Source organism: uncultured Psychrobacter sp. (genome assembly GCF_947488565.1).
Classification (GTDB): domain Bacteria; phylum Pseudomonadota; class Gammaproteobacteria; order Pseudomonadales; family Moraxellaceae; genus Psychrobacter; species Psychrobacter saeujeotis.
The window spans coordinates 425,588-452,224 of record NZ_CANKZC010000004.1; the positions used below are offsets into that span (position 1 = coordinate 425,588).

A 26,637-nucleotide genomic window follows, 5' to 3' on the forward strand; every position below is an offset into this window, starting at 1 on the left:
CCCTTTTTGTTTGTTGTTATGGCTAAATATTCATTTTTTTATATAAATCATAGTGGTGTTTGGCGAAAGAACTTGACCATAATCTCATAAATATCAGGATAAGCGTCTATCAGTTTTTGCGGGGTCTCAAAAAATACTTCGCTAAGTACCGCAAAGAACTCAGCCGGATTGGTCGCACCGTAGCGATCCAAGCCTGATTTACGATGCTTTTGAAAGTCTTCAAAGTCGCGGCTCATAATTGTCGTCCAGCGCGTTGGATCCATATCCGGCTGCATGGGCGGGAAGCCATTGGCGCGGCCATTAAGCATATCAAGCTTATGCACAAACTCGTGAATGACGACATTATGACCATCGCGCTCGCCTGAATGCTTGGCATCCTTCCATGATAAAACCACAGGCCCACGCTGCCATGCCTCCCCGCTTCGATGTTGCTGGCCTTCATGAACAATACCAAACTCATCTACTGTTTTGGTCTCGCTTTTGTATGAACCAGGATAGATGATGACTGACGACCAGCCAGCGTACCACTCAAGTCCTAAATTTAAGATAGGCAGACAAGCTTGCAAGGCAATAGACTGCTTAACAGCATCGGTAATCTCAAAGCCTTGAGCGCCGTTAATAGATTTGTCGTCCAAAAACAATGTCGCCAAATCAAACAAACGAGACATCTCATCCTTGTCTAGTCTATCGAGTATCACAATACGCTTGGCAGCTTGCGTCCAGTCAGCCTCGGTAAATTCACTATTATCCAGTATTCGCTGCTCGCGCCAGTCTTTTATTATTTCAAACATGATTTTTCCTATTTTATATATTCTTATATAAAGATTGACAGTAAGTATAAAGACCCTAAAGTAGCGATGAAAAATACAACCAATAACCAGCTAATATTATCCACTTTACCTGGGATCAGATACCAGCCATCTTGTTTAACTGGTAGGTTTTGCTCTCGATACATTTTTTTCTGACCTTTAATAGTATAAACGGAAAGCTCACTTTGACGACCATCTAATAACAGACTGGCACCAATAGAAACTGGTACGTTAATGATGAAACCGATAGCACAATACCAAGGCCAAGCAATATTAGTTTGCGTAGCTGCGACCCAAACTGCTAAAAATCCTGCTACCACTCCAATCAGCAATCCTCGCTCTGTCGTATGCTGAGAGTAGAAACCAAGAGCATACATACTCAACTTAGCACCAACAAAATAAGAGCCTACTTTGGTTAATAACTGCAATACCGAACCTTCACTTTGAGCAAAAAGAATGGCCGGCACGACAATCAGTCCTGCCCAAAACACTGTAAACCAGCGTGATGCCTTTAGATAATGGTTTGAGGATGCCTCCTTTTTAAAGTACTTTTCATAAAAATCCAAAGTAGTGACTGTGGCCAAAGAGTTAAGTGCCGAATCAAGACTTGAAAGAGACGCGGCTATCACGGCAGCGGTAATAATTCCTAGTAATCCTGGTAATCCCGTATCGGCTGCAAACTGCAGAACAATAGTATTGTTATTGTCAAATTCTTGACCGTTGTAATAGCTGTAAAACAATACACCCAATAGTAAGAATAAAAAGTATATAAAGAATGCTATAAATCCCATCAATAAAAAGGACTTTTTGGCATCACCAATACTCTTAGCCGCAAGCGCGCGTTGCACGACCATCTGATTGGCGCCATAGACCGTAGTATGATAAAGAACCATAGCCACGACACCCGTCCATACGGTGGCTTCTACTTTAGTATCAAGAGAAAAATCTAAAATATTCATTTTCCCCTGAGCTTTTAACTCTGAGAGAGTTGACATTAACGGTTGAGGCAAATCAGTTAGTAAGAAATAAAAAATAATAACAGCACCTACCATCAAAATAATAGACTGAATGACGTCAGTCCAAATGACCGCAGTGATTCCACCCATTAAAGTATAGACCAAAGCCACTATGGTAATAACCACGATAGCAATATTAACCTCTATACCAATAATAAAGCTGACGACCAATGCTGTAGCGTACAGTACGGCTGCTGAAGACAACGTTTGCGTCATCATAAAAATGATCGACATGACGCTACGGGCTTTTTTACCAAAGCGTTTTTCCTGATAGTCATATATTGATGCCACGCCACTATTGTAAAAAAATGGCAAAAATAGTGTGATGACTAAAAATATCACTATAGGATAATTGATGTGAATCATCATGACCCCAAGGCCACTTCCATATGACCAAGCCGGACCACCCAAAAACGACATGGCACTCACATAGGTCGCTAGCACTGAAAGACCAATAGCCCACCAAGGTATGGTTTTACTACCCAGATAATAGTTTTCAGCACTATTGATGTCTTTACTGAACATCAAACCCATGAATACGTTACCGATAAGATAGACAATCAAAATTGTCCAATTAAGTAGTCCAAAATCTTCCATGACAGTAATCGCTTTTAGTCTAAACCCTACTCGTGACTTGTTTTCAACTTATTGATTTTAAATAAATTATAAATAGAAAATTTTGGAGATGATGATAAGTTATTAGCAGAATTAGGGTTTTATTGAATTTAAGATTGCTCTGTTTATTGTCTAACAATTAAACATTTATTGTCTAGCACCCATTATGTAACGCTTAGTAGACGTTGTATGGTTAGTATTAGATATTGGCTATACATGGCTTACGTTTAGTTACTTGCATACGGTCAATATAGCTTATAAATTATGATGAGATATTAAGAAAAGCATTGCACTTTTTAACCAAACTGTAGATACCTTATCTATGCTCCAAACAATACCAACAACAATTAACGCTTAGGAAAACACTATGACACCTTCTGCCCTATTTATTGGCTCAATCGGCGTACTGGCCGAAACCTCTGACATTCAGCGTCGCGCCTACAATCAAGCCTTAAAAGAGGCTGGACTTGATTGGCAGTGGGACAAAGATACCTATCGAGATTTACTAACTGATTCTGGTGGGGTCAAGCGTTTATCACGTCTTAATAAAGAAAAAGAGGCCAACCTTAGCGATGATGACATTCAGCGTATTCATGCGCGCAAAACAGAGTTGGCGCGTCAAGAAATAGTCAACGAAAGTGTTGCTTTGCGTCCAGGAGTTGCTGAATTAGTCAAGCACGCGTTAGACCAAGACATGAAAGTGGCTCTAGTGACATCGACGTATCAGGTAAATATCGACGCGATTGCAAAAGCCGCAGGTGATGATTTGCCACTGGAAAAATTTAGCGCCGTATTTACCAGAGACGATGCAGAAAATAATAAGCCTGCGCCAGACGTTTATCTTGAGGCCTTAAAACGTCTTTCACTAGACAGTAGCGAAGTGATCGCTATTGAAGACAGCTCACCCTCCTTACATGCCGCCAAGCAGGCAGGAATATACACGGTAGTAACTCCAGGTAAATTCACTGATCAGCAAGATTTTAGCAAAGCCGATCAGCAGCTAACCTCTCTTGAAGGGTTTGAGTTAACGATTCCTGAGTAAGCGATCTACATACACTGTTTATAAGTATGTTACCTAAACCTATAAAGCTGGCGAATGCAAATGCATCTGTCAGCTTTAAATTTATATAGTGTAGTCATTCATAACATCATAAATAATAAAGGGGAACGAGTCATCATATCAAAACGCGTTATTCTTCATCTAGTAGGCTCTCCTACCGATCAGTTTTATTGTGATCTGTCACGTTTCTACGCCGATAACTGCATTCGCGCCTTAGCAGACCCAGCACGTTATACCTTTCAGATCGCTTATATCACGCCAAACAAAAAATGGTGTTTTCCTGCCTCACTAGATGACGCGGACATTACCGCTGCTAAGGCGCTATCCTTAGCTGAAGCTGTGCAGGTTTTATCGAAACAACATATCGACATTGCTTTGCCACAGATGTTTTGTCGTTCAGGTATGACAGATTATCGTGCACTATTGGATTTACTCAATATTCCTTATGTAGGCAATACGCCAGAGCTGATGGCGCTCACTGCGGATAAAGCCAAAGCCAAAGCTGTGGTTGCAGCTGCTGGCGTGGTAGTACCTGAGAGTGAGCTGCTACGGCTAGGAGATAAGCCGAGTTTCAAACCTCCCGTGGTGGTCAAGCCAGCCCAAGCAGACAATTCCTTAGGCGTGACGCTAGTTAACACCGAAGCTGAATATGCAACTGCACTAGAAATGGCCTTTGCTGAGTCGGATGAGGTATTGGTTGAGCGCTTTATTGAGCTTGGACGAGAAATACGTTGCGGCATTATTGAGAAAAAAGGAGAGCTGATTTGTCTACCGCTAGAAGAATACCGTATGGATGCCCAAACGCACCCTATCCGCGCCTATTCCAGCAAGTTAACAGAAGATGCTCAAGGGGGTTTGGCATTTGCTGGCAAGGACAGTACTCAAACATGGCTGGTCAATACTGATGATCCGGACATTACTCGGGTTTGGGAGGCTGCAAAACTGAGCCATCGAGCATTAGGATGCCGTCATTACAGTCTGTTTGATTTTCGCATCGATAGCCAAGGTAAGCCCTGGTTTTTAGAGGCGGGCTTGTACTGCTCTTTTGCACCTAAAAGTGTTATTCCGACCATGGTAAAAGAGACAGGAATCACATTAAGCGCATTTTTTCAGCAAATGGTTGATGAGACTTTAGCAAAACCAAAATAGTGTTTATGTATCTGCTAACTTATTGAGGGAGAAATAGCACTTCCTGCTTGCAACTTGCGCATACGCTCCAGCATATCGACACCAAGCTGGCGATAGATGTCCAGTATATCAATCAACACCCAATTCTCAACTAACAGATCACCATCGCGGCGCCACCAGTCCATTACGTTCATGGTAATCTTCTTATTGGTAGCCGGCATACCTAGCCAGCCGCCACCGCTTTGGGTACCGCTCATAGAGGGCACACCGCTTGATACTGCGTAATTACCCTCAGCAAAGCGAACATCGGTAATCACATCACGATCAGGAAAAGCCATCACAAAATCATGCTGATGACCTTGTTGAAACCCTGCGATGCCGCGAGTCGTACCGATACCGCACGGGCCATACCAGTTCATGTTAGGGTGCCAAAAACGTTCAATCGCCATCGACTCGAGAGTTTTTCCATCAAACTCCATAAGCCCTGCTAACATATCATTGACCAGTGTTAATGTGGTTTTTGAGTCCTCAGGCGATTGAGGGTCGTATAGCATGCCATCTTGAGTTGCCGGACTGGGCACAAATAAATCGCTACCTAAACTTGGCGGCAGCGGATTAACTCCGGCCTGAGCCATTAGCATAGGAATATCGATTAAAATCTGCGCCTCAACTAGCCCTGAATCATCGACCTGATATACCTCACCAAAACGCAAAGTTGCGCGCTTTCCTGTTGCAGGAATGCCAAGCCATGGCTGGCAAAAGCTCATCTCATAATGACCAGTGATACCGACCCAGATAGCGCCTTCATCCTCACCCGTGACCATAATATCTTCGCGACGGGCAATATCAGTAAAGCTCTCGAACAGTGGTCCAAAATAGTTTTCAATGGCACCGTCACGATCTTGATTGTCAAAGGGATAGGCTATTTTGAAACGTGCCTCTGCAGGCCAATGTTTTGCCATTACCTTATGTATATCAGCACCAGCGGTAAACAGCTCTTGTCGCCACTGTTGAACGTGATATTTGGCTTCTTGCATTTTCATAATTGCTCTCATCTTGTTGTATTGATTCTATAGTGCTCATTTATAGCTGCTATCATTTAATCTTAATGGCACATGGAATGGACTTTACACGGCTAATGACTTACTACTGTAAGCTTACCTTCTTCAAAAAAACTTAAATTAAAAATTACATTGTAATATATCTCTCTTCTATCAAAGCGTCTATGATTAAAGTACATGTCCTAGAGCTACGCATGAAGCTTTTATAACAATAAACCTTTTTGCTTTAGCTACTACCTGTACCGCTTTGACTTTGCGCAACCCTCATTCATAAATGGTTTTAATAATATTCATATAGCTTTTTAATGGACATAAACATAAAGATATTGCTAAGGAGCTTTTCGATGGTATCAACGATTGACTTAAATTCAGATATGGGAGAAGGATTTGGCGCTTGGACGATTGGCGACGGGGTCGATCCCGATATTATGCCACTTATTAGCTCAGCCAATATTGCCGCAGGTTTTCACGCCGGCGACCCCTCTACTATGTCTGAGACGCTGCGTCTGGCAGCGCGCCATGAAGTATGCATTGGTGTCCATCCAGGTTTTCGTGACTTGGTCGGCTTTGGACGTCGCCATATCTTAGCATCTGCTGATGAATTGGTGAATGATGCATTGTACCAATTAGGTGCTCTACGAGAACTTGCCCATCTTGAAGGCCTCAAGATGCATCATTTCAAACTGCATGGCGCATTATTCATGCACGCAGCACAAGATGAGGAATTTGCTGAAAAGCTAACTTCTGCCCTAGCAATTGTCGCTCCTAACTTAGCTATTTACTGCTTAGCGGACACAGCGATAGATCATGCAGCAAAAAATGCTGGGTTACGTAGAGTGCATGAGTTTTATGCAGATCGTGATTACGACGATGAAGGAAATCTTGTGTTTGTACGCAAGATCAAGCAACTTGATCCTAAGATTGTGGCACAAAAAGTATTACGTGCCTGCCAGCATAATGAAGTAGAGTCAATTAACGGCCAGCTGTTAACGGTTAAATTTGATTCTGTCTGTATTCACAGTGACACCCCAGGCGCCCTTTCACTGATCAAAGCAGTACGAGCCGCTCTTGATAACGCGGGCATCGAGGTAGCGGCTCCTTAACTTAATTTTCATTAACAATAATTTCAAGGAAGAAGGAAAATAATCATGAAAAATCTCGAAATTGAAGAATTAACTATCGCTGATATGCAGACGCACCTTAAGAATGGATCGCTTACTGTACGAGGCTTGGTTGAAGCATACCTCGACCGAATCGAAGCCATTGACAGATCTGGTCCTACTCTTAACTCTATCATTACGATCAATCCACTCGCGCTCGATGAAGCCGATCGCCTTGATTCACATTTTGCAGAAACAGGCGAATTTGTTGGGGCGTTGCATGGCGTACCGGTGCTTGTAAAAGATCAGATAGAAACCAAAGATATGATGACGACCTTTGGTTCTATCGCTCAGGACGGTTACCAACCAAAAGACGACGCAACCGCTGTCAAAAAGATCAAAGCAGCAGGTGCTATTATTCTTGCTAAGACAGTGTTGCCAGATTTTGCATCATCATGGTTTGGCTTCTGCTCAAAACAAGGCGAAACTAAGAACCCGTATGTTTTGTCACATGATCCGGGCGGCTCTAGTAGTGGTACAGCTGCTGGGATAGCGGCGAATCTAGGGTTGGTTGGAGTTGGCGAAGATACTGGTGGCTCTATACGTCTGCCAGCCAGTTTTACCAATCTTGTTGGTGTCCGTGTCACACCAGGCCTAATCAGTCGCGACGGCACCTCACCGCTTGTGGTATTTCAAGACACAGCAGGACCGATGGCGCGTACCGTTACAGATGCTGCTCTTCTTTTGGATGCAATGGTAGGCTATGATCCAAAAGATGAATATACTACTGCCGCGAGTATTGCCAATCATCAAGGCAGCTATACGGATGCGATGGATATTAACAGTCTTAAAAATGCGCGTCTGGGCGTTGTCCGTAATGCTTATGGATCAAACGACAATACTGAGTCAGCAGAAGTTAATCAGATTATCGACTCAGCGCTTGAACAAGCAAAGAGCGCTGGTGCAGAACTAATTGACGTTGAAATTCCAGATATGATGGAGCACATTACTGAAACCTCCTTATATGGTTCGCATTCGCGACACGACATTAATGAGTTTTTAGCCTCACGTGAGAATATGCCAATCAAAAGCCTTGAAGAAATCAAAGAAAAGGGCTTGTTTCACCCTGTGCTGGATCTTTTGATTGATATATTTGAAGGACCTGTAAACCCAGAAGATGAGCCTGATTATTTTAAAAAACTTGCCGTTCGTGACAAATTCCAGCGCCTAGTTGCCGGAATCGTTGCAAAAAACAACTTAGATGCGTTGGTATTTCCCTGTATTCAGATTTTGCCACCATCGAAACAAGATGTCCGTGATGGCAAGCATCAAGTATTAACTTTCCCAACAAATACTTTAATTGCTTCACAAACTTGGATGCCATCGATTTGTTTGCCTGCTGGATTTAGTAAAAATGGGTTGCCTGTCGGTATGGAGCTGGTTGTTTTGCCCTATCACGAGCCTGATTTATTCCGATTGGGTTATGCATTTGAACAGGCCAATAATGTGCGTCGTACGCCTAAGTATTTATGATTTTTTAATTTTGAGACTCGCTTTAACGGCTATAGTACTGAGTTACTTAAATGCAGTGATCTACTCGATAATTTTCACCATCTGCAGCAGTTGTCGAAAATACTGCGACAACTGCTTATTTATCCAGCACACCTTTTTTAAAGACATTGTTAGTTTGATTAATACTAATAACACTACACCAATAAAAAGGGTGCGGTACGACTAGTCTTGGACTGCGCCACCTCAATAGGCGTGCCTTGAGCAACGACTTGCCCGCCTGCATCCCCTGCTCCCGGCCCAATATCAATAATCCAGTCGCTATTGCTGGCCACTTGCATATCGTGCTCAACCATAATGACGGTATTGCCCGCCTCGACGAGCGCATTCAATTGCGCCATTAGCATCGACACATCGGCAGGATGCAGACCGGTGGTCGGCTCATCCAAGATATAGAGCGTATCACCACGCTGGGTACGTTGTAGCTCGGTGGCAAGCTTGATACGCTGCGCCTCCCCGCCCGACAGTTCAGTCGCTGGCTGCCCCAGACGCAAGTAGCCAAGGCCAACTTGCAAGAGAGCATCTAAAGCACGTAATATCAAGGCCTCACCGTCAAAAAACGCATAAGCGGCTTCTACCGTGAGATCCAGCACTTCAGCGATGTTTTTATCTCGGTAAGTAATCGCCAGCGTGTCATTATCATAGCGCTGACCGTGACAGACTTGACAAGGCGCATAAACACTTGGCAAAAACAAAAGCTCGACGCTAACAAACCCCAGCCCTTCACAGTTGGGGCAGCGACCCTTTGGCGTGTTAAAGGAAAAACGTCCCGCATCATAGCCACAGGCTTTGGCCTCTGCCGTTGCCGCAAATAATTTACGGACATCATCGAACATCCCTGTATAGGTGGCAAGGTTTGAGCGCGGCGTACGGCCAATGGCTTTTTGATTGATATCAATAAGGCGACTGACCTTGTCCATGCCAGCAATGATTTTGCCTTTAGTGACCGTCTCAAACTCCTGCTCTAGTAAATCCGCTTCATCCGCTGGCGTATCTGCACTGGATTTTTTTCCTAACGCTTCATTAACCAGCTCAACTAGCGCCTGACTGACCAAGCTTGATTTACCTGATCCCGATACGCCAGTCACACAGCTCATAACCCCTAGTGGCAACTCAATACTTAACCCTTGTATATTGTTACGCTCTATATCAGCAAGCTTTAGCCAAGCGTTAGGTTTTCTAAGCGGTTGTTTGTGTGTCGTCTCTTTATCGGTAAAGAGATATTGCGCCGTTGTTGATGCAGCAACCTGTCGCAGTCCCTCTACAGGCCCGCTATAGACAATCTTGCCGCCATGCGTACCTGCCTGTGGCCCAACATCGACCACCCAATCGGCATGACGAATAACGCTCACATCATGCTCGACGACAAACATTGAATTGCCAGCGGCGATGAGCTCATCCAATGCACCGAGTAGTGCTTGCGTGTCGGCAGGATGCAGACCTGCGGATGGCTCATCAAGCACATATACCACCCCAAACAGCTGCGAGCGTATTTGGGTGGCCAGACGCAAACGCTGTAACTCCCCTGGAGATAAGGTCGGCGTGGTGCGCTCAAGCGATAAGTAACCCAAACCCAGTCTCGTTAATGCCTCAACACGCGTTAAAATGTCGCTAGCGATCCGCTGTGCGACGATGGCTTTTTCGCGGTTGGGGGTGTCATCTTCGATTTTTATATGCGCTGTTTTTTCCAGCGTTAGCGCCAAATCGGTTAAGGTAAGTTGCGACAGCTCGCCGATATCCAGCCCTGCAAACTTTACTGATAGCGATTCTTTTTTGAGCTTTTTACCGTGGCACTCTGGGCATACGGATATTTGCATAAACTGCGAGACCCGTTTTTTGACCCGCGGACTTTGAGTAGTGGTAAAGGCATTTAAAATAAAGTTTTTGGCGCTGATATACGTGCCCATATAATTGGGCTTCTCTCCTTTTTCAATTGCAGCGCGCGTTTGCGTCATATTGTATTCAGGATAGACTGGTACCGTTGGCGTTTCATCAGTAAACAAAATCCAATCGCGAGACTTTTTGGGCAATTTGTGCCACGGCGTATCGATATCATAGCCAAGCGTGGTCAATATCCGGCTTAAGTTTTGTCCTTGCCAAGCGCCGGGCCACGACGCAATCGCCCGCTCACGAATGGACTTGGTACTATCAGGCACCATTAAATCTTCGGTCACATCAAACACTCGGCCAATACCCGAACACGCTCGGCATGCACCTTCTGGTGTATTGGGCGAAAATGCATCAGCGTAGAGCATGTCTTGATCTGCTGGGTACTCGCCAGCTCGTGAGTACAACATCCGCAAGCCGTTCGATATGGTCGTGACACTGCCAACGGAGGAGCGTACAGAGGGCGCGCCGCGTTGCTGCTGTAAGGCGACTGCGGGTGGCAGGCCTTCTATGGCATCAACATCTGGCTCGTCCACTTGATCGATCAGACGCCTTGCATACGGTGACACTGAATCCAGATAACGCCGCTGTGATTCGGCGAACAAAGTCCCAAACGCAAGCGATGACTTGCCTGACCCTGATATGCCCGTGAACACCACAAGCGCATCACGTGGCAAATCAACGTCGACGTTCTTTAGATTATGGACACGTGCGCCTCGGACTTGAACGTGGTTGTTTGGTTGCCTGCTCCGTTGATGATTGGGAGTACTATAGAGATCGTGGGAGTTTGTGTTATTGTGCTTGACCATACCGCAGTCTTTCCTCTTAACTCATTGTTATTATAAGATTTGATTCATCAGAGATTAACATACCTTGGTTGTAGCCTATGGCTGGGCTTACGTATTCATAGCATAGAAAGACAAAATGATAACTTGACACTTAAAAGAGCATAAAAATAGCGCGCTAAAGATGGCCTTAGCGCGCTATTTATTTACCAGTCGATGCGTCTATAACTTATGACGCGTAATTATTAATCACTATTAATAATCATGAGTACCACGAATGGGATAGTCTTTGTCTCTGATAAACGCCAAACCTTCTGCGAGTATTTCAAGATCAGGTCTTACAAAAGGATTATTTGAGATATCCACGACTTGAATATCCCCTTTGTCGTTGACCACGTAGATACCAGGTTCAGCAAACGGGTGATCGGTTTCGTTTTCTGAGCGCGGATCAGAGATATAAAGCCCCAGCGTTTTCATTTGCTCGACGCTCAAGCCATAAGCGATCGGGAAATTTATATCTATATCGTCAAAATGGCTTTCTAGCTGCTCTTTACTGTCGCCAGATACTGCAATGATATCGACACCTGTCTTATAAAAAGACGCTTTTCTAGTCTCAAGCTCATTGAGATATTTGGTACACATCGGACAATGCTGACCGCGATAAATAACGACCAGTTTCCAATCATGACCATGCGCCGGTTTTCCCAATGACTGCATCTCGCCATTATATAGCTGTACTTCCATCTCAGGAAACTTGGTACCAGAAAGCAATTTTTGATTGTAAGCTGCTTGCATAATTTTATCCTTATATATTCTCATTATTGTAACTTTGAAGATTGATTTTGACCAATCGTTCAACATCTCACCAACGATGGTATAACTAAAAAGCCGACAGTTAAGTCGACTTTTTGTTATGAAATGATACGTATTGGCAACTTGCGGAGATATTTTTAATCTCACCCCACCACCAGCCGCATCATCTGCGTACTGATATAACCGCCAAAGGTACCGACCGCATAACCAAGAATACCCAAAAACACACCTACAGGTGCCAAGGAAGGATGAAAGGCGGTAGCGACAATTGGTGCTGAAGATGCGCCGCCTGTATTGGCATTGGAGCCGACTGCCAAAAAGAAAAACGGCGCACGAATGAGCCTAGCGATAGCAAAGATAATCACTACGTGAATACTCATCCATAGCAGACCAATGAGCAGCAATCGCCACTGTGAGACGATGCCAGCCAGATTGATTTGCATACCGATAGCTGCGATGAGTACGAAGATAAACACCGTACCGATTTTGGAAGCACCCACATGATCAAGCCGGCGAACTTTGGTAAAGGAAAAGATTACCCCTATGATGGTAATGATGACAACCATCCAAAAGAAGCTGCTGGCAAAGCTATATTGTACTGCCCAACTATAAGGCGCAAAAAATCCTGCGATTTGCCCACCAATAAAGTGTGCCACTCCTACCATAGCAAAGCATAAGCCGAACATCACCATGAGGTCATTAAGTGTCGCTGGACGTGCATGGTCACGCTCGTAGCTCTCAACCGCTGCAATCACTTTATTAATACTACTGCTATCAGCCCTTAATAAGCGATCTATCTTATCGCTGTGCTTGGCCATGACCAAGATAGCCAATAGCCACAATGAGGCATTGGTCGTATCAACCAAAATCATCATGCCAAACAAATCATCACTGACCCCAAACAATTCTTTCATCGCTGCCTGATTGGCAGCACCGCCAATCCAGCTACCCGCCACTGCTGAAAACCCGCGCCATAACGTATCATCGCCAAACATACTAGGCGATACCCACTGAGCCACACCCAAACTAATCGGACCACTGATAATAATGGCAATACTGGCGGCAAAAAACATAGCGATGGCTTTCCAGCCTAAGCCCAATATCTTGGGCACATCCATCGACAGGGTCATCAGTAGTAAGCTGGCTGGTAACAAGTAGGTAGCGGTAAAGCCATAAATCTGTGAGCCAATACCATCAGCAAAGACGCCCAAGCTATTCAACGTCGCCGGTATAAAGCAGCACAATACGATACCGGGCAATACAGCATAAAAACGTCGCCAAAACTTACCGGGCAATCCTTGGGTATAAAATACCAAGCCTATAATGGCCATGATAATACCAAACGCTAGTGGCAAACTATCAATTGCAAAACTTGAGGTAGCGGGCATCAAAGGGCTCCGGAGTGTGCGATTTATCAAAGTTTGTCAGTATAGACAAGGCAAAAAATAGGTGCAAGCTGCTATTTGACCAAACCCTAAATTGGATAGACACAAAAAAAGCCAGATAACACGTAACTGGCTTTTTACAACTTTACTATAGGGCTAAATGAGCGGCTTTGCTATAAACCGTGATTAGCCGTTAAAGCTAACGTTATTACGAGTTTCTACCACGGTTGCCACCAGTTGGACGACCTTGACCACGGCTGTCAGAACGATTGGCTGGACGACCTTGGCTACCATTTGGACGACCGCGACCAGAAGCGGCACGTTCACCGCGCGGTGCGCTATTACCGTCACCGCGGTTAGGGCCACTGCGTTTACCTTGGTATGGTTTGCCGCCTGAGCGCTCATTTGGTTTGCCTTGATAGCCACTGTCGTTGCTGGCGCGTTGACCAGTCGCTGCGCGATCACTTGAACGACCACCGGTGGACTTGCCAGCATAACCGCCGCTTGAACGGCCACGGCCTTGACCACCACCGTTAGAGCGTCCGCGACCACGGCCACGCCCTTTACCTTTGTTTTCACTCGGTACATAAGTTTTCTTTGGCTCCATGCCTTCAATGACACAGACTTCCATCTTACGATCCAAGTAGCGATTGATAGCGTTTAGCTGTGGACGATCATCCATGCTACATAAGCTAATAGCCACACCAGTACGTCCTGCACGGCCACAACGGCCGATACGGTGGACGTAGTCTTCTGTTTGACGCGGCAAATCGTAGTTGATGACGTGTGAGATGGCTGGTACGTCTAAACCACGGGCGGCAACATCAGTCGCTACCAAGATTTTGCACTTGCCATTGCGTAAGTCTTGCACAATACGGTTACGCTTACTTTGTGGTAAGTCACCATGTAGGAAGCTGGCTTTATGACCTTGTTCTTGTAACGATTTGGCCAATTTTTCTGTACTACGTTTGGTCGCCGCAAAGATGATAATCTGATCCATCTCTGGTTGACAAACGATTTTATCAAGCAAACTATTTTTGTGATTAAAATCATCACAGTAATACACTTTTTCTTCAATGTGTGCTGATTCAACTTTGATTGACACACGCTCAGGATTTTTAGTGAAGCTTGCAGCGATTTTGCCAACTGGGCCGTCCCAAGTCGCTGAACACATAATCGTTTGACGATCCGTTGGTGCCGCACTCAAGATATCACTAATGTCATCAGCAAAACCCATGTCTAGCATGCGATCCGCTTCATCCAGCACGAGTACTTCAAGGTTTGATAAGTCAACACGGCCTGCTTTGATATGGTCAAGTAGACGACCTGGTGTGGCGACAATGACCTGTACGCCTTTTCTTAACGCTGTGATCTGGCCGTTGTATGGTGCGCCGCCAACCAATGGCACGCAAAATAGACCGCGCATGTCTTTAGAATACGTACGCACACTATCATGTACTTGCTGGGCAAGCTCGCGTGTTGGCGTTAGAATAAGGGCTTTGGTGAGCTTATCAAAGCTGGTAGCACGGCTCAAACGATCCAGTACTGGGATGACAAAAGCGGCGGTTTTACCACTACCGGTTTGCGCCGACAATAATAAATCACGGCCTTGCAGAGCAAAAGGAATGGCTTGTGCTTGAATGGGAGTTGGATTGGTATAACCAACGCGATCAAGCGCCGTCAAAATTGGCTTGGCAATATTAAGGTCAGTAAAGGTAACTTGATCTTCTTTGGCAGCAGTAGCCGCTTGATTATCAGTATCAGAGGTGTCGGTATTTGCAGTATCAGTATTTTCGATGATGCCGTTTTCAGCGGCGATGGTAGATAAGATATCAGTCATGAGAATCCTTGGTAAGTATAAGTTGCTGCACATTCAGCAAGCTTGATGCATACCACTGATAACCGTTCATCACGCTGCTTTTATCAACCATTACCGAAACACAAAAAAGTGTCGATAATTAAAAGCCAAGCCAATAAAGCTTAGAGCCTCTACAATAAATGCGTGCGTGCTGTCTGACGTATTTTGGTGGTAGTGCCGAGTGTCTTATCCTTGTCTGATACAAGCGCATTATCGATGCTTTATCCAAAGCAGATAAGGGCGAATAACAACCAATCTAGCCCATACTCATGGGTCAGTAGATAAGATATGAGTCAAAAATAACTGACATATTATCAAGGTTATTTAAGTACACAAAATCATCGGCAACAATTACTAATGGTCAATCCTAGACCCAAAATCGCAGGCGATGTTATCAATCTCATAATTCACGAGAGCCTATGCTAACGTGGCGACGCAGTATAGCACAATGAAACGGCTATCAATACCTATTTTTTAATGTATTGGCAAAAACATAATGTTTGCAAGTTAAAAACAGGGTTTTATGAATCTGTAGAGCTTAACGCAGGGTGTTGACCTCAGACACATAAGTTGGCAGCTGCCATGCCCCGCCCGCTTCAATCATACGGCACAGCCCCGTACTACTCTCATGACTTTTTACAAAACTTTTACCCGTCCATATCCAATCAATTTTATTTAAGCAATCACCAATACCGCGGCCTTTTTGTACCGAGCTGATCTTCCCGTTTGTATAATCAGTCGCCTCAGTGGTTATTAGCACTGGGTTATAAGGTTTTTTATCATTGATTACCCACATTCCTGTTCCCGCGTTATAAGCACCCATCCAGCAGTTATGTTGGATTAGCAATTGTGACCCATTCAGACGACTGATTCGCCAAGGTGATTTGTCTGTTAAATTTGGGCAGTCAGTCTCTACATTGGCTATGGTGCCTTTTGTCAATGCCGATAACTGTGAGGACTTCATACTAAACTTCTCTTTACGGCTTGATGTGGCCCTGATGTTAGGCACTATTAAACGCAGTTGAGGAGCAGGTTTGGGTGGTAGTACATTACTGTTAGACTTGCTTGTGCCATTGGTACTGACTAGCGCACTAGGTGTCCCTACTCGCCCTTGTGCTTCATCAGCTTTTATCATCACCGCCGTTGCGCCTTTATCAGATAACTCCCAACGCGAGTTGCGCATGACCAGCTCAATCTTACTAGATTTGGTCAGCGCTTCAAGCAATGCTGAAACTTGGGTGGTGGTAAGCTCGGCATCACCTGCAACTGTCGAAAAAGGCTTGGTTTCTCCCAAATCTTTACCATCAATAAATAACGACATACGGTGGCGATTACCCAGTTGTAGCAGCGCTTTGGTAGAGCTCTCTTTGGTTCCGCCAAGTTTAATTTTACCGATGACATTAGCATCACTACCTGCACGGCGCATGAGTAATATAGAAATAGGAAAATCGCTATTTTCTGCTTGATAACCTGCTAGCCGGCAAGTACGCGTATTGTCACAAGCAACTTGCCAGTCTTGATGCGTCAGCTCAACCGCTGCGTTACTTATCGAACTTAACGCTATAGCACTGATGGCTACTAGTGTAGACGCTGCTATATTATTCATAGGGAAAATACTTTTTAAAGAGGTGCTACTATGTGCTTTGTCCCAAGAAGTACCCATTATCCAAGCCAATTTATTCTTATTATTTTTGTACTGCATACCAGTATTGCCCACAGTCCTATTTGACTGTATAGGCTTATAAAATAAACCTTTCATAACTCTCACTCATCAACAGAGGAAATATAAAACTGTAGCATGATGACCACAGCTAATTATTGTCTTAGCCCACTGACGTGTCAATTTGTTATTACAATGTATCATTATGTAATGCTATAAGCAAACAACTTTAAACCATTTATCATCAATATTTCAATCAGTTAGTAACAAAAAAGCCAATCAATATGGTGCTGATTGGCTTTTTTGTTTTCTTCTACCTAAAATACAAATTATGTCTAAAAATAACCAATGTAAGAGCCGCTATTAGATAATAATTGAATTGAATACCACAAAACGTCAATCATCAAAATTGTATTAAATTGACAATAATGAGTTATTTAAACGATGGCTTTTAATGACAGCTCAACCGCTTTTTTTACTGCTGGACGTTCAGCGATATTTTGTGCCCAGCGTTTGACATGCTCATACTCATCCACTTGTAAGAACTCAGCGGCATCATAGAGCTTGCCAAGCACCAACTGTCCATACCATGCCCAAATAATCATATCAGCGATATTGTAATCGGCATCGTCATTACCGCCCATGTATTTGTGGTCTTTTAAGTGCTTGTCTAATACGTCAAGCTGACGTTTAACCTCCATCGTATAGCGATTGATCGGATACTCTAATGGCTTTGGTGCATAGGCATAAAAATGTCCAAAACCGCCACCTAAGAAAGGCGCACTGCCCATCTGCCACATGACCCAAGACAAGCAGTCTGCACGCGCTTTACTTAAGGATAAAGGAATAAATTTGCCAAATTTTTCGGCCAGATACATTAAAATAGCCCCAGACTCAAAGATGGCCACAGGCTCGTCAGCTTCACGATTAGAATGATCGACTAAAGCTGGTATTTTTGAATTGGGGTTGATGTCCACAAAGCCTGAGCCAAACTGCATACCCTCAGAGATGTCAATTTTATAGGCATCGTACTCGACGCCTTTGACGCCCAGCTCAGCCAGCTCTTCTAAAAGAATATTTACCTTGACACCATTTGGGGTATTAAGTGAATATAGCTGCAGGGGTGCATCGCCTACAGGTAATGCTTGCTCGTAACGCGCGCCTGCGGTTGGACGATTAATATTAGCAAACTTGCCACCGTTGTCTTTGTCTTGTACCCAAACCTTGGGCGGTGTGTAAGCCGCGTTCTGCTCGTCAGTATTGTTGTTAGAATGGTTGTTATCCTGACTCATAATATATCCTTAATTTGCGTTTATTAATTTACGTTATCGATGTTTTATCAGCTCATGTGTTTTGTCTATTTTTTACGTAAGCATCAAGCCAAGGTTCACTATAGCGAAAAATTAACGGTATATTAAAGTCCTCTCTTGTAATCAATCTAGCGCTTCAAACATGACCTTTTATAAAATACTACCTTGATTTACTGTTATTGTGAGCCGCTCTTTCTTATACTACTCAGCTTGCACCGCTTAACAGGCCGTTTTGCTTGTCTTAAAATCAAAAATCCAATGAGAGTGACATGGTAACGCTAACCCCAACGCAAGAAAAATACCTGCCCTATGTGTTAGCGGTAGCGCTGTTTATGCAGATCCTAGATGCTACTATCCTAAACACCTCGCTACCGCAAATGGCACAAGCACTAGGCGAGTCGCCACTTAAAATGCAATGGGCGGTCATCAGTTACGCGTTAACATTAGCGATTTTTATCCCTATTAGTGGTTTTTTGGCTGACAAATACGGCACACGTCGCATCTTTTTGACTGCCATTGTCATATTTTCTATCGGCTCGGTACTGTGCGCCGCATCCCCAACGTTGGACTTTTTGATAGGTTCGCGGGTGATTCAAGGGATTGGCGGCGCCATGATGACGCCGGTTGCACGCTTAATACTGGTCAAGTCTTATCCACGTAATAAACTACTGACCGTCATGAATTTTGCGGTGATACCAGCATTGGTTGCGCCACTCGTGGGACCAGTGCTGGGTGGCTATATTGTTCAGTATGCCAGCTGGCATTGGATATTTTTGATTAATATTCCGATGGGTATTTTAGGGTTTGTCATGGGTAAAAAGCTGGTGCCCGCTTTGTTTGAAGACACCAAACGCCTTGATTGGCTAGGCTTTGGGTTGTTTGCAGCAGCAGCTTGCGGCTTCACTCTTGCTGTAGAATTTGGCTCGCAAGTTGGGCGCGGTATATATGGCCTCTTATTGGCTGTAGCAGCAAGCGTATTATTAGGCGCTTATGTGGCATATGCTAAACGCGGCGCAGCACCCCTGTTTCCGCTTACTCTATTTGATATTCGCACCTTTCGCATCGGTATTACAGGCAATTTATTTACCCGTTTGGGCATCAGTGCTGTGCCGTTCTTACTGCCGTTATTGTTACAAGTGGTATTTGAGTACTCGCCATCACAAGCAGGTTGGTTACTCGCCCCTATTGCTATCGGAGCCATCGGTATTAAACCTTGGGTCAGTAAAATTATCCAGCGGTTTAGCTACCGTAAGGTTTTGGTATTAAATACTTTATTAATCGGCCTATTAATTATTGTGTTAGCACAGTTCGATAACCCTGATAATTGGCTATGGTTCATACCTCTTCTCATCATGATGGGTGCGTGTAATTCTATGCAATTTAGTGCGATGAACACCATTACTATCGGCGACCTAGAAGGCGCGCAGACCAGTAGTGGTAATAGCCTAATGGCCGTCAATCAGCAGCTAGCAATTAGCTTTGGTATTGCTTTTGGGGCAGCGGTGCTCAACCTGCTGCGTGAGCGCTTTGAGCTTGATACTTTGGCGGCGTTTCAAACGACGTATTGGGTACTTGGCGTGTTAACCATCCTCTCAGGATTATACTTTTTACGACTCAAGCCTGAAGATGGTCGCGGTTTATACTAACACCCGTAATGTCTAGCTCTCTCAAACCCATCGATGTTATGGGTGCTATAAACGGCATACTTTAAAATCATAAACATAAGACATAAAAATGCCAGCCTGTCCTTAGATATATATCCAAAGACAGGCTGGCAAAAATAGTCTATTCACAATAAAACTAACGCAGTGTTAGACGCTAAGCATCTTATAGCGCGTCATCGTCATGCATTTGCGATTGGATATAGCGCTCGACCCCAATACTCTGTATCAGATCTTCTTGAGTCTCCAACCAATCGTCATATTCTTCATTACCATCTTTTAAAGTGACCAACAGCTGGCGCGATACATAGTCACGATGCGTTTCACACAAGGTAACCGCATCAGTGATAATAGTAAACTTTTGCCTTTCTAAACGCAGATTACACTCGATCATCTCAGGTACATCTTCTGCAAGAAACATCTTGCCATAATCTTGCAAGTTTGGCAGGCCACCCAGTAATAAGATACGCGCAATCAGATCGTCCGACCATTTCATCTCAGCAATAGATTGCTTATAAAAATTTTCGTTTAATGCTTCAAGCCCCCAGTGGCGGGCAATACGTGCATGCAAAAAATACTGGTTAATAGCAATCAACGACTGTCCGAGCACTTTATTTAAGGCGCGAATGACCTCTTTATCCCCTTTCATATTCTTTCTCCCTAACCTCTTAATACTGACTCTAAATATTGTGATTCATTACATCTATAATGAAGTTAAACAATATCAGGAGATACCTCTGCCATTTGGCTTTGTAGATAATTAGGCAGACCGACCATATCAATAAGGCGTAGCTGCTGCTCTAACCAATGTGCATGATCTTCTTCAGTATCTTTGAGCTGCTCAACCAACATCTCACGGGTCACATAATCCTGCTCTTCTTCACACAGCGCAATACCGTCTTTTAGATGCTGCTGCACCTCATACTCTAAATCAAGATCATATTGCAGCATCTCAGGAACAGTGCTACCGACTTTAATCTCATTAACGGTCATTTTTGGCGTACCGCTGAGCATCAAAATACGGCGAATAATGGCCTGCGCATGCAAAGTTTCATCTTCCATTTCATGATGGATACGGTCATATAGCTTACCGTAATGCCACTCAGCATACATCTCTGAATGAATAAAATACTGGTCACGGGCTGCAAGCTCACCGCCCAGTAAGAAATTTAAATAATCAATGACTTTTTGGCTGCCTATCATAACGCGTACTCCTATTCCTATACTCATTCGATTTTTTATTTATTCTAAGATGGTTCTATTAATACAAAAAAATGTATTTATCAGTCGTTTATTGACCTTCAACTATATCCAATATATGACTAAAGTATCTAACAGCATTAGTAAAATATAGTAGCACAAAGGCAGGATAAGGGGTGTAACGTTATGAACTAGGAATAAGATGTCAGTTGAGAATAATAACTAACATCATTGTAAGAGTGACTATAAAGAAGCAGATAACACTTAAGCATGATTTGGAATTGTTGATAAAAAGGGGAAATAGTAGGTAGTAGAAAGTTACTACATACGCCTTACCAAGTGTTCATTTTTGGAAACTAATGTGCTTCACAACTTATTTATGTCAATTAGCCGTCTTTAATCAAACACTTGCTTTTCATTGGCATAACAATTGCATCATTTAAACCGCATAAGCCAATATATCGAGTTTGGCATGATGCTCGTTTAAATAGTCATTTACCATGGGTTCACAGCATCCACAACAAGTAGCAACATCAAGAGAGTCTTTTAAACCCTCAAGGGTATCAACTCCTGAAGCGATAGCCGCTTGAATTTGCTTCTCTTTTACATCGTTACAGATACATACATACATAGTTTGTTCCTATCACTATAGCTAGTTAGTATTGTTTATAATAACGATAATTATTACCATTTACAATGACTGTTTTGACAACAATTTTCAATAACGATTTATTTGGTGCGCTTAAGTAATAGGCGTTGGTAATGCTACACAAACATAAAAAATAAGTTTACTGATATTAAAATATAGAAAAATATATTTATATATCCGTAAATATTAATATATTGCCGATGAACGGTGTTAAAATACAGACAAGTGGGCATATAAAAGATATTTTTATGTATATAAATATATATTTTATGTTATTATTGTTTTCAGTTGCTTAAATGTTTTTTATTGTTCGTTTAGTTTATTATTTATGTATACTTATGTATAAACTGAATGCTCAATTTTGGACCATAGCTGAAGTGATATTGGTTAGCTGACGTTAAGTCGATTCTGTTTACAAGATCAATATAATTATGCTTCAAATCTTTTACGAAATGAATGCGTTTTAATGACTCGATTGATTAGATAGTAAGTTATCGGATACTACTAGGTAATGGATTATCTATTTTATTAACTACTCAACTTCTCTCTTATTAAGATGAATAAAATTCATAAGTAAGTGTGACAATCTATTTGGAATATACTCTATGTCTGACAATAATTTTGCTATGCAGCCTCTTGAATTATTTAAAGTACTGTCTGATCCAACTCGTTTGAAGTTGTTCCAGATTTTATTTAATAAAGAGTCACGCTGTGTATGCGAACTGGTAGATCTGCTTGATCAACCGCAGCCTACAGTTTCTCGTCACCTAAACCATCTAAAAAAGCTAGGCATCCTTAGTTGCTCACGCGAAGGTACATGGATGTGGTATGAAGTGGCTGACGATTTACCAGAGTGGTGTCAAGAAATATTAGAAATTACTTATAACACGCTACAAAGCCAGCCAGAAGCCAGTTAGTAGTCAGCTTTGCTATATGCATCTTTTATGAATAAAAAAAGACCTACATTATTTAGGTCTTTTTTTATATTTTATTAAAACGTTTGTTATGGCAAATATAAATTATGCTAAGTCTAAAAAATCACTAACAAAAGCATTGGTTGGATGATGAATCAACTCTTCTGAGGTACCTACCTGCTCTACACGGCCATGATTCATAACCACAATCTCATCAGATACTGCACGTGCCTCTTCTTGATCGTGCGTTACCATGATACTGGTGATGCCAAGCTCGTGGTGAATATCTTTTAACCAAGTACGTAGCTCTTTACGTACTTTAGCATCAAGCGCACCAAATGGCTCATCAAGCAGTAATAACTTTGGCTTAACCGCTAAAGCGCGTGCCAACGCAATTCGCTGACGCTGACCACCAGATAGCTGATGTGGGTAAGCATTCGCCAATTGCGGTAACTGAACCAAGTCTAGTAGCTCAGCCACACGCTTATTGATATCGGTCTTGCTAGGACGTTCATTCTTTGGTAATAGCGTCAGTCCAAAAGCGATGTTATCCGCGATATTTTTATGCCGAAATAGCGCATAATGCTGAAACATAAAGCCAATACGGCGTTTTTGTACTGGCGTATTGGTCACATCAAGCTCATCGAAAAGTATCTGTCCAGAATCTGCATACTCAAGACCAGCAATAATACGTAGCAAGGTGGTTTTACCGCAGCCTGAAGGTCCAAGCAAAGTGGTTAATTTCCCAGTAGGAACGGTAATATTAATGTCATCTAAGGCGGTAAAGTTACCAAAGTTTTTATTTACGTTACGAATTTCGATGCTCATAATGGTACCTTTATTTATATTTTGCTTATCGTGGCAAATTGTTTGAGGGCGGCAGTATTAATTGTATTCAAGTCGGCTATCACCATTTTAGACCCTGTCACCTATACATTCCCTGAGCTATTGACAGCTTGTGACGTCGTAGCATCGGTGGCATTAGCGCTCACTGGTAGCTCAGGCGCAGCCGCTAGTCGTTCGGATTTGGCAAACTTGCGCTCTTGTAGCTTGGTCATCACTTGTTGTATGAGCAGTGTCACTAAGGCAAGTGCAGCAAGCAAGCTTGATAAAGCAAAAGCGGCGGTAAAGTTATAGTCGTTATAAGCAATCTCAACCAGTAGCGGCATGGTGTTGGTCTCGCCGCGAATATGACCCGATACCACACTAACAGCGCCAAACTCACCCATCGCCCGCGCGTTGGTCAAAATCAAGCCATAAAGTAGTGCCCACTTGATATTTGGCAAGGTGACATGCCAAAAAGTCTGCCAACCACTCGCGCCTAAAGTAAGCGCGGCCTGCTCTTCACTATCGCCTTGCGTCTGCATGAGCGGTATCAGCTCACGCGCGACAAATGGAAAGGTGACAAATAATGTCGCCAATACAATTCCTGGTACAGCATAAATTACCTGAAAACCCATGCTCTCAAGCCAGCCGCCAACGGTAGAGTTCAGACCAAATAGCAACACAAACATCAAACCGGCGACGACTGGCGATACCGAAAATGGCAAATCAAGTAAGGTGGTGACCAGCTGTTTGCCTTTAAATTGATAACGCGTGACCAGCCAAGCAATCGCAATACCCATCACCATATTGATCGGTAACACGATACCCGCGGTAATCAATGTCAGCTTGATAGCTTGCAAGGCTTCTGGATCAACGAGCGAGGCGATATACAACTGCCAGCCATTTTTAAAAGCTTCGTAAAACACCGCCAGTAGTGGTATGACCAACATAACAATCATAAATAAAACCGCAACAGCAATAAAGGTGCGCCGTATCCAAGGCGTGTCTTTGGTTGCAGGATTGCTCTGATAATCATAGCTATTAGATATTTGCATGTTAGCGAGCTCCCACACGGCGCGACAGTTTCCACTGAGCAATATTGATGGTTAATAAAATCACAAATGAGATCAGTAGCATAAATAAAGCAACGGCTGATGCGCCTTGAATATCAAACTGTTCAAGCTTACCGATAATGATGAGTGGTAAAATCTCAGATTGCATAGGGATATTGCCCGCGATAAAAATCACCGAGCCATACTCGCCAGTCGCACGCGCAAACATCATGCCAGCGCCCATCAGCAGCGCTGGTAGTAGCTCCGGCAATATGACCTTGCGAAAGGTCGTTAAACGATTGGCACCCAATACCGCAGCAGCCTCCTCAAACTCAACAGACAACTCTGCGAGTACTGGCTGTACCGCACGGACAATAAACGGAAAACTAACTACCACTAAAGCCAGCCAGATGCCTAATGGCGTAAAAGCTACCTGAATATCGAACTTGGCAAACCACTGACCAATCAAACCATTAGGTGCATAAAGCGTGGCAAGAGAGATACCTGTGACCGCGGTCGGCAGCGCAAATGGCAAATCAACCAAGGCGTTAATCATTGATTTGCCCCAAAACTCGTAACGTACCAGCACCCACGCAACCAGCGTACCAAATACCATATTGGTCAGCATGGCCAAAAACGACATCCATAAGCTCAGCTTAATAGCAGCCGTCACTTGCGGCTGACTGATGGTCTCCCAAAACCCAGCCCAGCCCATCTGTGTCGTGGTATAAGCCATCATTGCAAACGGTAGGACGACCAATAATGATAAGCTAAAGACCGTAATGCCCATGCTCAGACCAAACCCTGGCAACACATTGCGTTGACGCAAACGGGTCAACCAGCCTTTTTTGTGAAGGGGTTTATTGGCAGAAGATGTTTTTGCTTTCATAGTGATGTCCTATAGCCTAACGTCAGCACTGAGTTTAGAGCTTGATTTAATATGTAATTAGGTACTTGTTAGGTACTTGGCGGTAATGCCTAGGGTACAGACCACGTTGTGTCAGATATACTATTAGATTGGTCTGCTTACGGTACAAAGGACATAGCGCAGGTGGCCATGTCCTTTATATGATTGGACGTTACTCGTCAAATGGCCTTATGAGAAGCCAGCGTACTTTTTAAACAGCTCTATTACATTGGTACCAAGTATTTATTGCGGGGCGTTGATAGCAAGCTGATCAAATACACCGCCATCGGTAAAGTAAGTACCCATAATCTCATCCCAAGTGCCAAAAGCATCATTTGGGCGGAAAGTTTCAACTGGCGGTAGTTTGTCACCATTTTTATCAAGGACACTTTTCACACTTGGGCGTAAGTACAGGTCAGCAGCCAACTGCTGCGCAGGTTCACTCCATAGGTAGTCAAGATACGCTTTTGCCGCATCAGTTGTGCCTTTTTTATCCGTTACCGACTTAACAATAGCCACAGGGCTTTCTGATTTAATCGAGTATTCTGGATAAACGATATCTACTTGACCGGCGCCAAAATCAGTTGCGGCCAAGTTGGCTTCGTTTTCAAAGGTGACCAATACATCGCCAATACCGCGCTGAACAAAGGTCGTCGTTGCGGCGCGGCCACCATTTTCATAAACTTTGACATTTTTGAGCATGTCTTTTACATAGTTTTTGGCAGGCGCTTCTTCATTATTGAAGGCGTGTAGACCATAACCATAAGCCCCTAAAAATGCATAGCGACCATTACCCGTGACTTTTGGGTTGGCCATGACAATCTCAACACCCTCTTTGGTCAAGTCTTCCCAATCACTGATGCCTTTTGGATTGTCTTTACGCACCAAAAATACGATGGTACTGGTAAAAGGCACGGCGTTATCAGGGAACTGAGATTCCCAATCTGACTCAACCAAGCCTTTTTTCTCAAGCAGCTCAATATCTGAGCCTTGGTTCATGGTGGCGACATCTGCTTGCAAACCGTTAGCCACAGACAATGCTTGCTTACTTGAGCCGCCGTGTGACTGTTTAATTAAGATATTACTGTCTGGGTGCTCGCTTTTATAGTGTTCTACAAATAGCGGGTTGTAGTCCTTGTAAAAATCGCGTGCTACATCGTAAGAGACGTTTAGCAGCTCAATATCTTGCCCCTCTGTAGTCGCTGCGGTACCATCAGCATTAGCAGTGGTTTCTGCCTGCTCACTATTGCTACAGCCAGCGATTCCAAGGGTGAGCGCAACGCCTGCGATACTTAAGACGCTAAGCGCTTTCTTTTTATGTTGATAGCCTGCTGCGTAAGATGTCATAAATGCCTCAAAAAAGTTTGTTATGT

At 43.6% G+C, this 26,637-nt stretch carries 22 protein-coding genes; 6 read left to right on the forward strand and 16 right to left on the reverse strand.

The window, feature by feature from the left end; translation table 11 throughout:
* Positions 1–47: 47 nt before the first annotated feature.
* Positions 48–791, reverse strand: coding sequence for a zinc-dependent peptidase (locus Q0890_RS11010; protein ID WP_299220747.1), 744 nt, complete (start codon positions 789–791; stop codon positions 48–50).
* Positions 792–814: 23 nt separating this feature from the next.
* On the reverse strand, positions 815–2,422 hold the full coding sequence (locus Q0890_RS11015) for a sodium/solute symporter (protein ID WP_299220749.1): 1,608 nt from the start codon (positions 2,420–2,422) through the stop codon (positions 815–817).
* A 385-nt stretch (positions 2,423–2,807) separates the two neighbouring features.
* Between Q0890_RS11015 and Q0890_RS11020 the strand changes: the two genes are divergently transcribed.
* Both Q0890_RS11020 and Q0890_RS11025 read left to right on the forward strand, forming a co-directional pair.
* Positions 2,808–3,482 (forward strand): HAD family phosphatase, encoded by a 675-nt coding sequence (locus tag Q0890_RS11020; protein ID WP_299220752.1) that lies wholly within the window; start codon positions 2,808–2,810, stop codon positions 3,480–3,482.
* Between the two features lie 54 nt (positions 3,483–3,536).
* Positions 3,537–4,649, forward strand: coding sequence for a hypothetical protein (locus tag Q0890_RS11025; RefSeq protein ID WP_299220754.1), 1,113 nt, complete (start codon positions 3,537–3,539; stop codon positions 4,647–4,649).
* A gap of 14 nt (positions 4,650–4,663) precedes the next feature.
* Here the strand turns inward: Q0890_RS11025 and Q0890_RS11030 are convergent, their stop codons facing one another.
* Positions 4,664–5,671, reverse strand: coding sequence for an ester cyclase (locus tag Q0890_RS11030; protein WP_299220757.1), 1,008 nt, complete (start codon positions 5,669–5,671; stop codon positions 4,664–4,666).
* A gap of 362 nt (positions 5,672–6,033) precedes the next feature.
* On the opposite strand from Q0890_RS11030, the gene Q0890_RS11035 reads away from it, so the two are divergent.
* Entirely contained in the window at positions 6,034–6,792 is a 759-nt protein-coding gene (locus tag Q0890_RS11035; protein WP_299220760.1) for a 5-oxoprolinase subunit PxpA, read from the forward strand.
* A 45-nt stretch (positions 6,793–6,837) separates the two neighbouring features.
* Positions 6,838–8,322: an amidase gene (locus Q0890_RS11040; RefSeq protein WP_299220763.1), complete on the forward strand. Its 1,485-nt coding sequence runs from the start codon at positions 6,838–6,840 to the stop codon at positions 8,320–8,322.
* A 173-nt stretch (positions 8,323–8,495) separates the two neighbouring features.
* Here Q0890_RS11040 and uvrA read toward each other — a convergent pair whose 3' ends face one another.
* From uvrA to yghU, 6 genes are all read right to left on the reverse strand, one after another.
* Positions 8,496–11,054, reverse strand: a complete 2,559-nt coding sequence (gene uvrA / locus Q0890_RS11045; RefSeq protein ID WP_299220765.1) for an excinuclease ABC subunit UvrA — start codon at positions 11,052–11,054, stop codon at positions 8,496–8,498.
* 231 nt (positions 11,055–11,285) lie between these two features.
* A complete protein-coding gene (locus Q0890_RS11050) occupies positions 11,286–11,825 on the reverse strand; it encodes a redoxin domain-containing protein (protein WP_299220768.1) in 540 nt (179 codons plus the stop codon).
* A gap of 161 nt (positions 11,826–11,986) precedes the next feature.
* Complete coding sequence (locus tag Q0890_RS11055) at positions 11,987–13,231, reverse strand: DUF819 family protein (protein WP_299220770.1); 1,245 nt, start codon at positions 13,229–13,231, stop codon at positions 11,987–11,989.
* Between the two features lie 205 nt (positions 13,232–13,436).
* On the reverse strand, positions 13,437–15,068 hold the full coding sequence (locus Q0890_RS11060; RefSeq protein WP_299220772.1) for a DEAD/DEAH box helicase: 1,632 nt from the start codon (positions 15,066–15,068) through the stop codon (positions 13,437–13,439).
* Between the two features lie 556 nt (positions 15,069–15,624).
* Positions 15,625–16,845, reverse strand: a complete 1,221-nt coding sequence (locus Q0890_RS11065) for a DUF1176 domain-containing protein (RefSeq protein ID WP_299220775.1) — start codon at positions 16,843–16,845, stop codon at positions 15,625–15,627.
* 338 nt (positions 16,846–17,183) lie between these two features.
* Complete coding sequence (yghU, locus tag Q0890_RS11070) at positions 17,184–18,038, reverse strand: glutathione-dependent disulfide-bond oxidoreductase (RefSeq protein WP_299220778.1); 855 nt, start codon at positions 18,036–18,038, stop codon at positions 17,184–17,186.
* 287 nt (positions 18,039–18,325) lie between these two features.
* Between yghU and Q0890_RS11075 the strand changes: the two genes are divergently transcribed.
* Positions 18,326–19,702, forward strand: a complete 1,377-nt coding sequence (locus Q0890_RS11075) for a DHA2 family efflux MFS transporter permease subunit (protein ID WP_299220781.1) — start codon at positions 18,326–18,328, stop codon at positions 19,700–19,702.
* Positions 19,703–19,883: 181 nt separating this feature from the next.
* Here Q0890_RS11075 and bfr (Q0890_RS11080) read toward each other — a convergent pair whose 3' ends face one another.
* From bfr (Q0890_RS11080) to Q0890_RS11090, 3 genes are all read right to left on the reverse strand, one after another.
* Entirely contained in the window at positions 19,884–20,366 is a 483-nt protein-coding gene (gene bfr / locus Q0890_RS11080; protein WP_299220783.1) for a bacterioferritin, read from the reverse strand.
* Between the two features lie 65 nt (positions 20,367–20,431).
* On the reverse strand, positions 20,432–20,920 hold the full coding sequence (gene bfr, locus Q0890_RS11085) for a bacterioferritin (protein ID WP_299220786.1): 489 nt from the start codon (positions 20,918–20,920) through the stop codon (positions 20,432–20,434).
* Between the two features lie 436 nt (positions 20,921–21,356).
* A complete protein-coding gene (locus Q0890_RS11090; protein ID WP_299220789.1) occupies positions 21,357–21,548 on the reverse strand; it encodes a (2Fe-2S)-binding protein in 192 nt (63 codons plus the stop codon).
* Positions 21,549–22,171: 623 nt separating this feature from the next.
* Between Q0890_RS11090 and Q0890_RS11095 the strand changes: the two genes are divergently transcribed.
* A complete protein-coding gene (locus Q0890_RS11095) occupies positions 22,172–22,483 on the forward strand; it encodes a helix-turn-helix transcriptional regulator (protein ID WP_299220792.1) in 312 nt (103 codons plus the stop codon).
* A gap of 102 nt (positions 22,484–22,585) precedes the next feature.
* Here Q0890_RS11095 and Q0890_RS11100 read toward each other — a convergent pair whose 3' ends face one another.
* The 4 genes from Q0890_RS11100 to Q0890_RS11115 form a co-directional block, all read right to left on the reverse strand.
* Positions 22,586–23,308 carry a sulfate ABC transporter ATP-binding protein gene (locus tag Q0890_RS11100; RefSeq protein WP_299220795.1) on the reverse strand — a complete coding sequence of 241 codons (723 nt, stop codon included), beginning with the start codon at positions 23,306–23,308 and terminating at the stop codon, positions 22,586–22,588.
* A gap of 101 nt (positions 23,309–23,409) precedes the next feature.
* Positions 23,410–24,360, reverse strand: coding sequence for a sulfate ABC transporter permease subunit CysW (cysW, locus tag Q0890_RS11105; protein ID WP_299220798.1), 951 nt, complete (start codon positions 24,358–24,360; stop codon positions 23,410–23,412).
* Position 24,361: 1 nt separating this feature from the next.
* Entirely contained in the window at positions 24,362–25,246 is an 885-nt protein-coding gene (gene cysT / locus Q0890_RS11110) for a sulfate ABC transporter permease subunit CysT (RefSeq protein WP_299220800.1), read from the reverse strand.
* Between the two features lie 261 nt (positions 25,247–25,507).
* Positions 25,508–26,611: a sulfate ABC transporter substrate-binding protein gene (locus Q0890_RS11115; protein ID WP_299220803.1), complete on the reverse strand. Its 1,104-nt coding sequence runs from the start codon at positions 26,609–26,611 to the stop codon at positions 25,508–25,510.
* Positions 26,612–26,637: the final 26 nt, after the last annotated feature.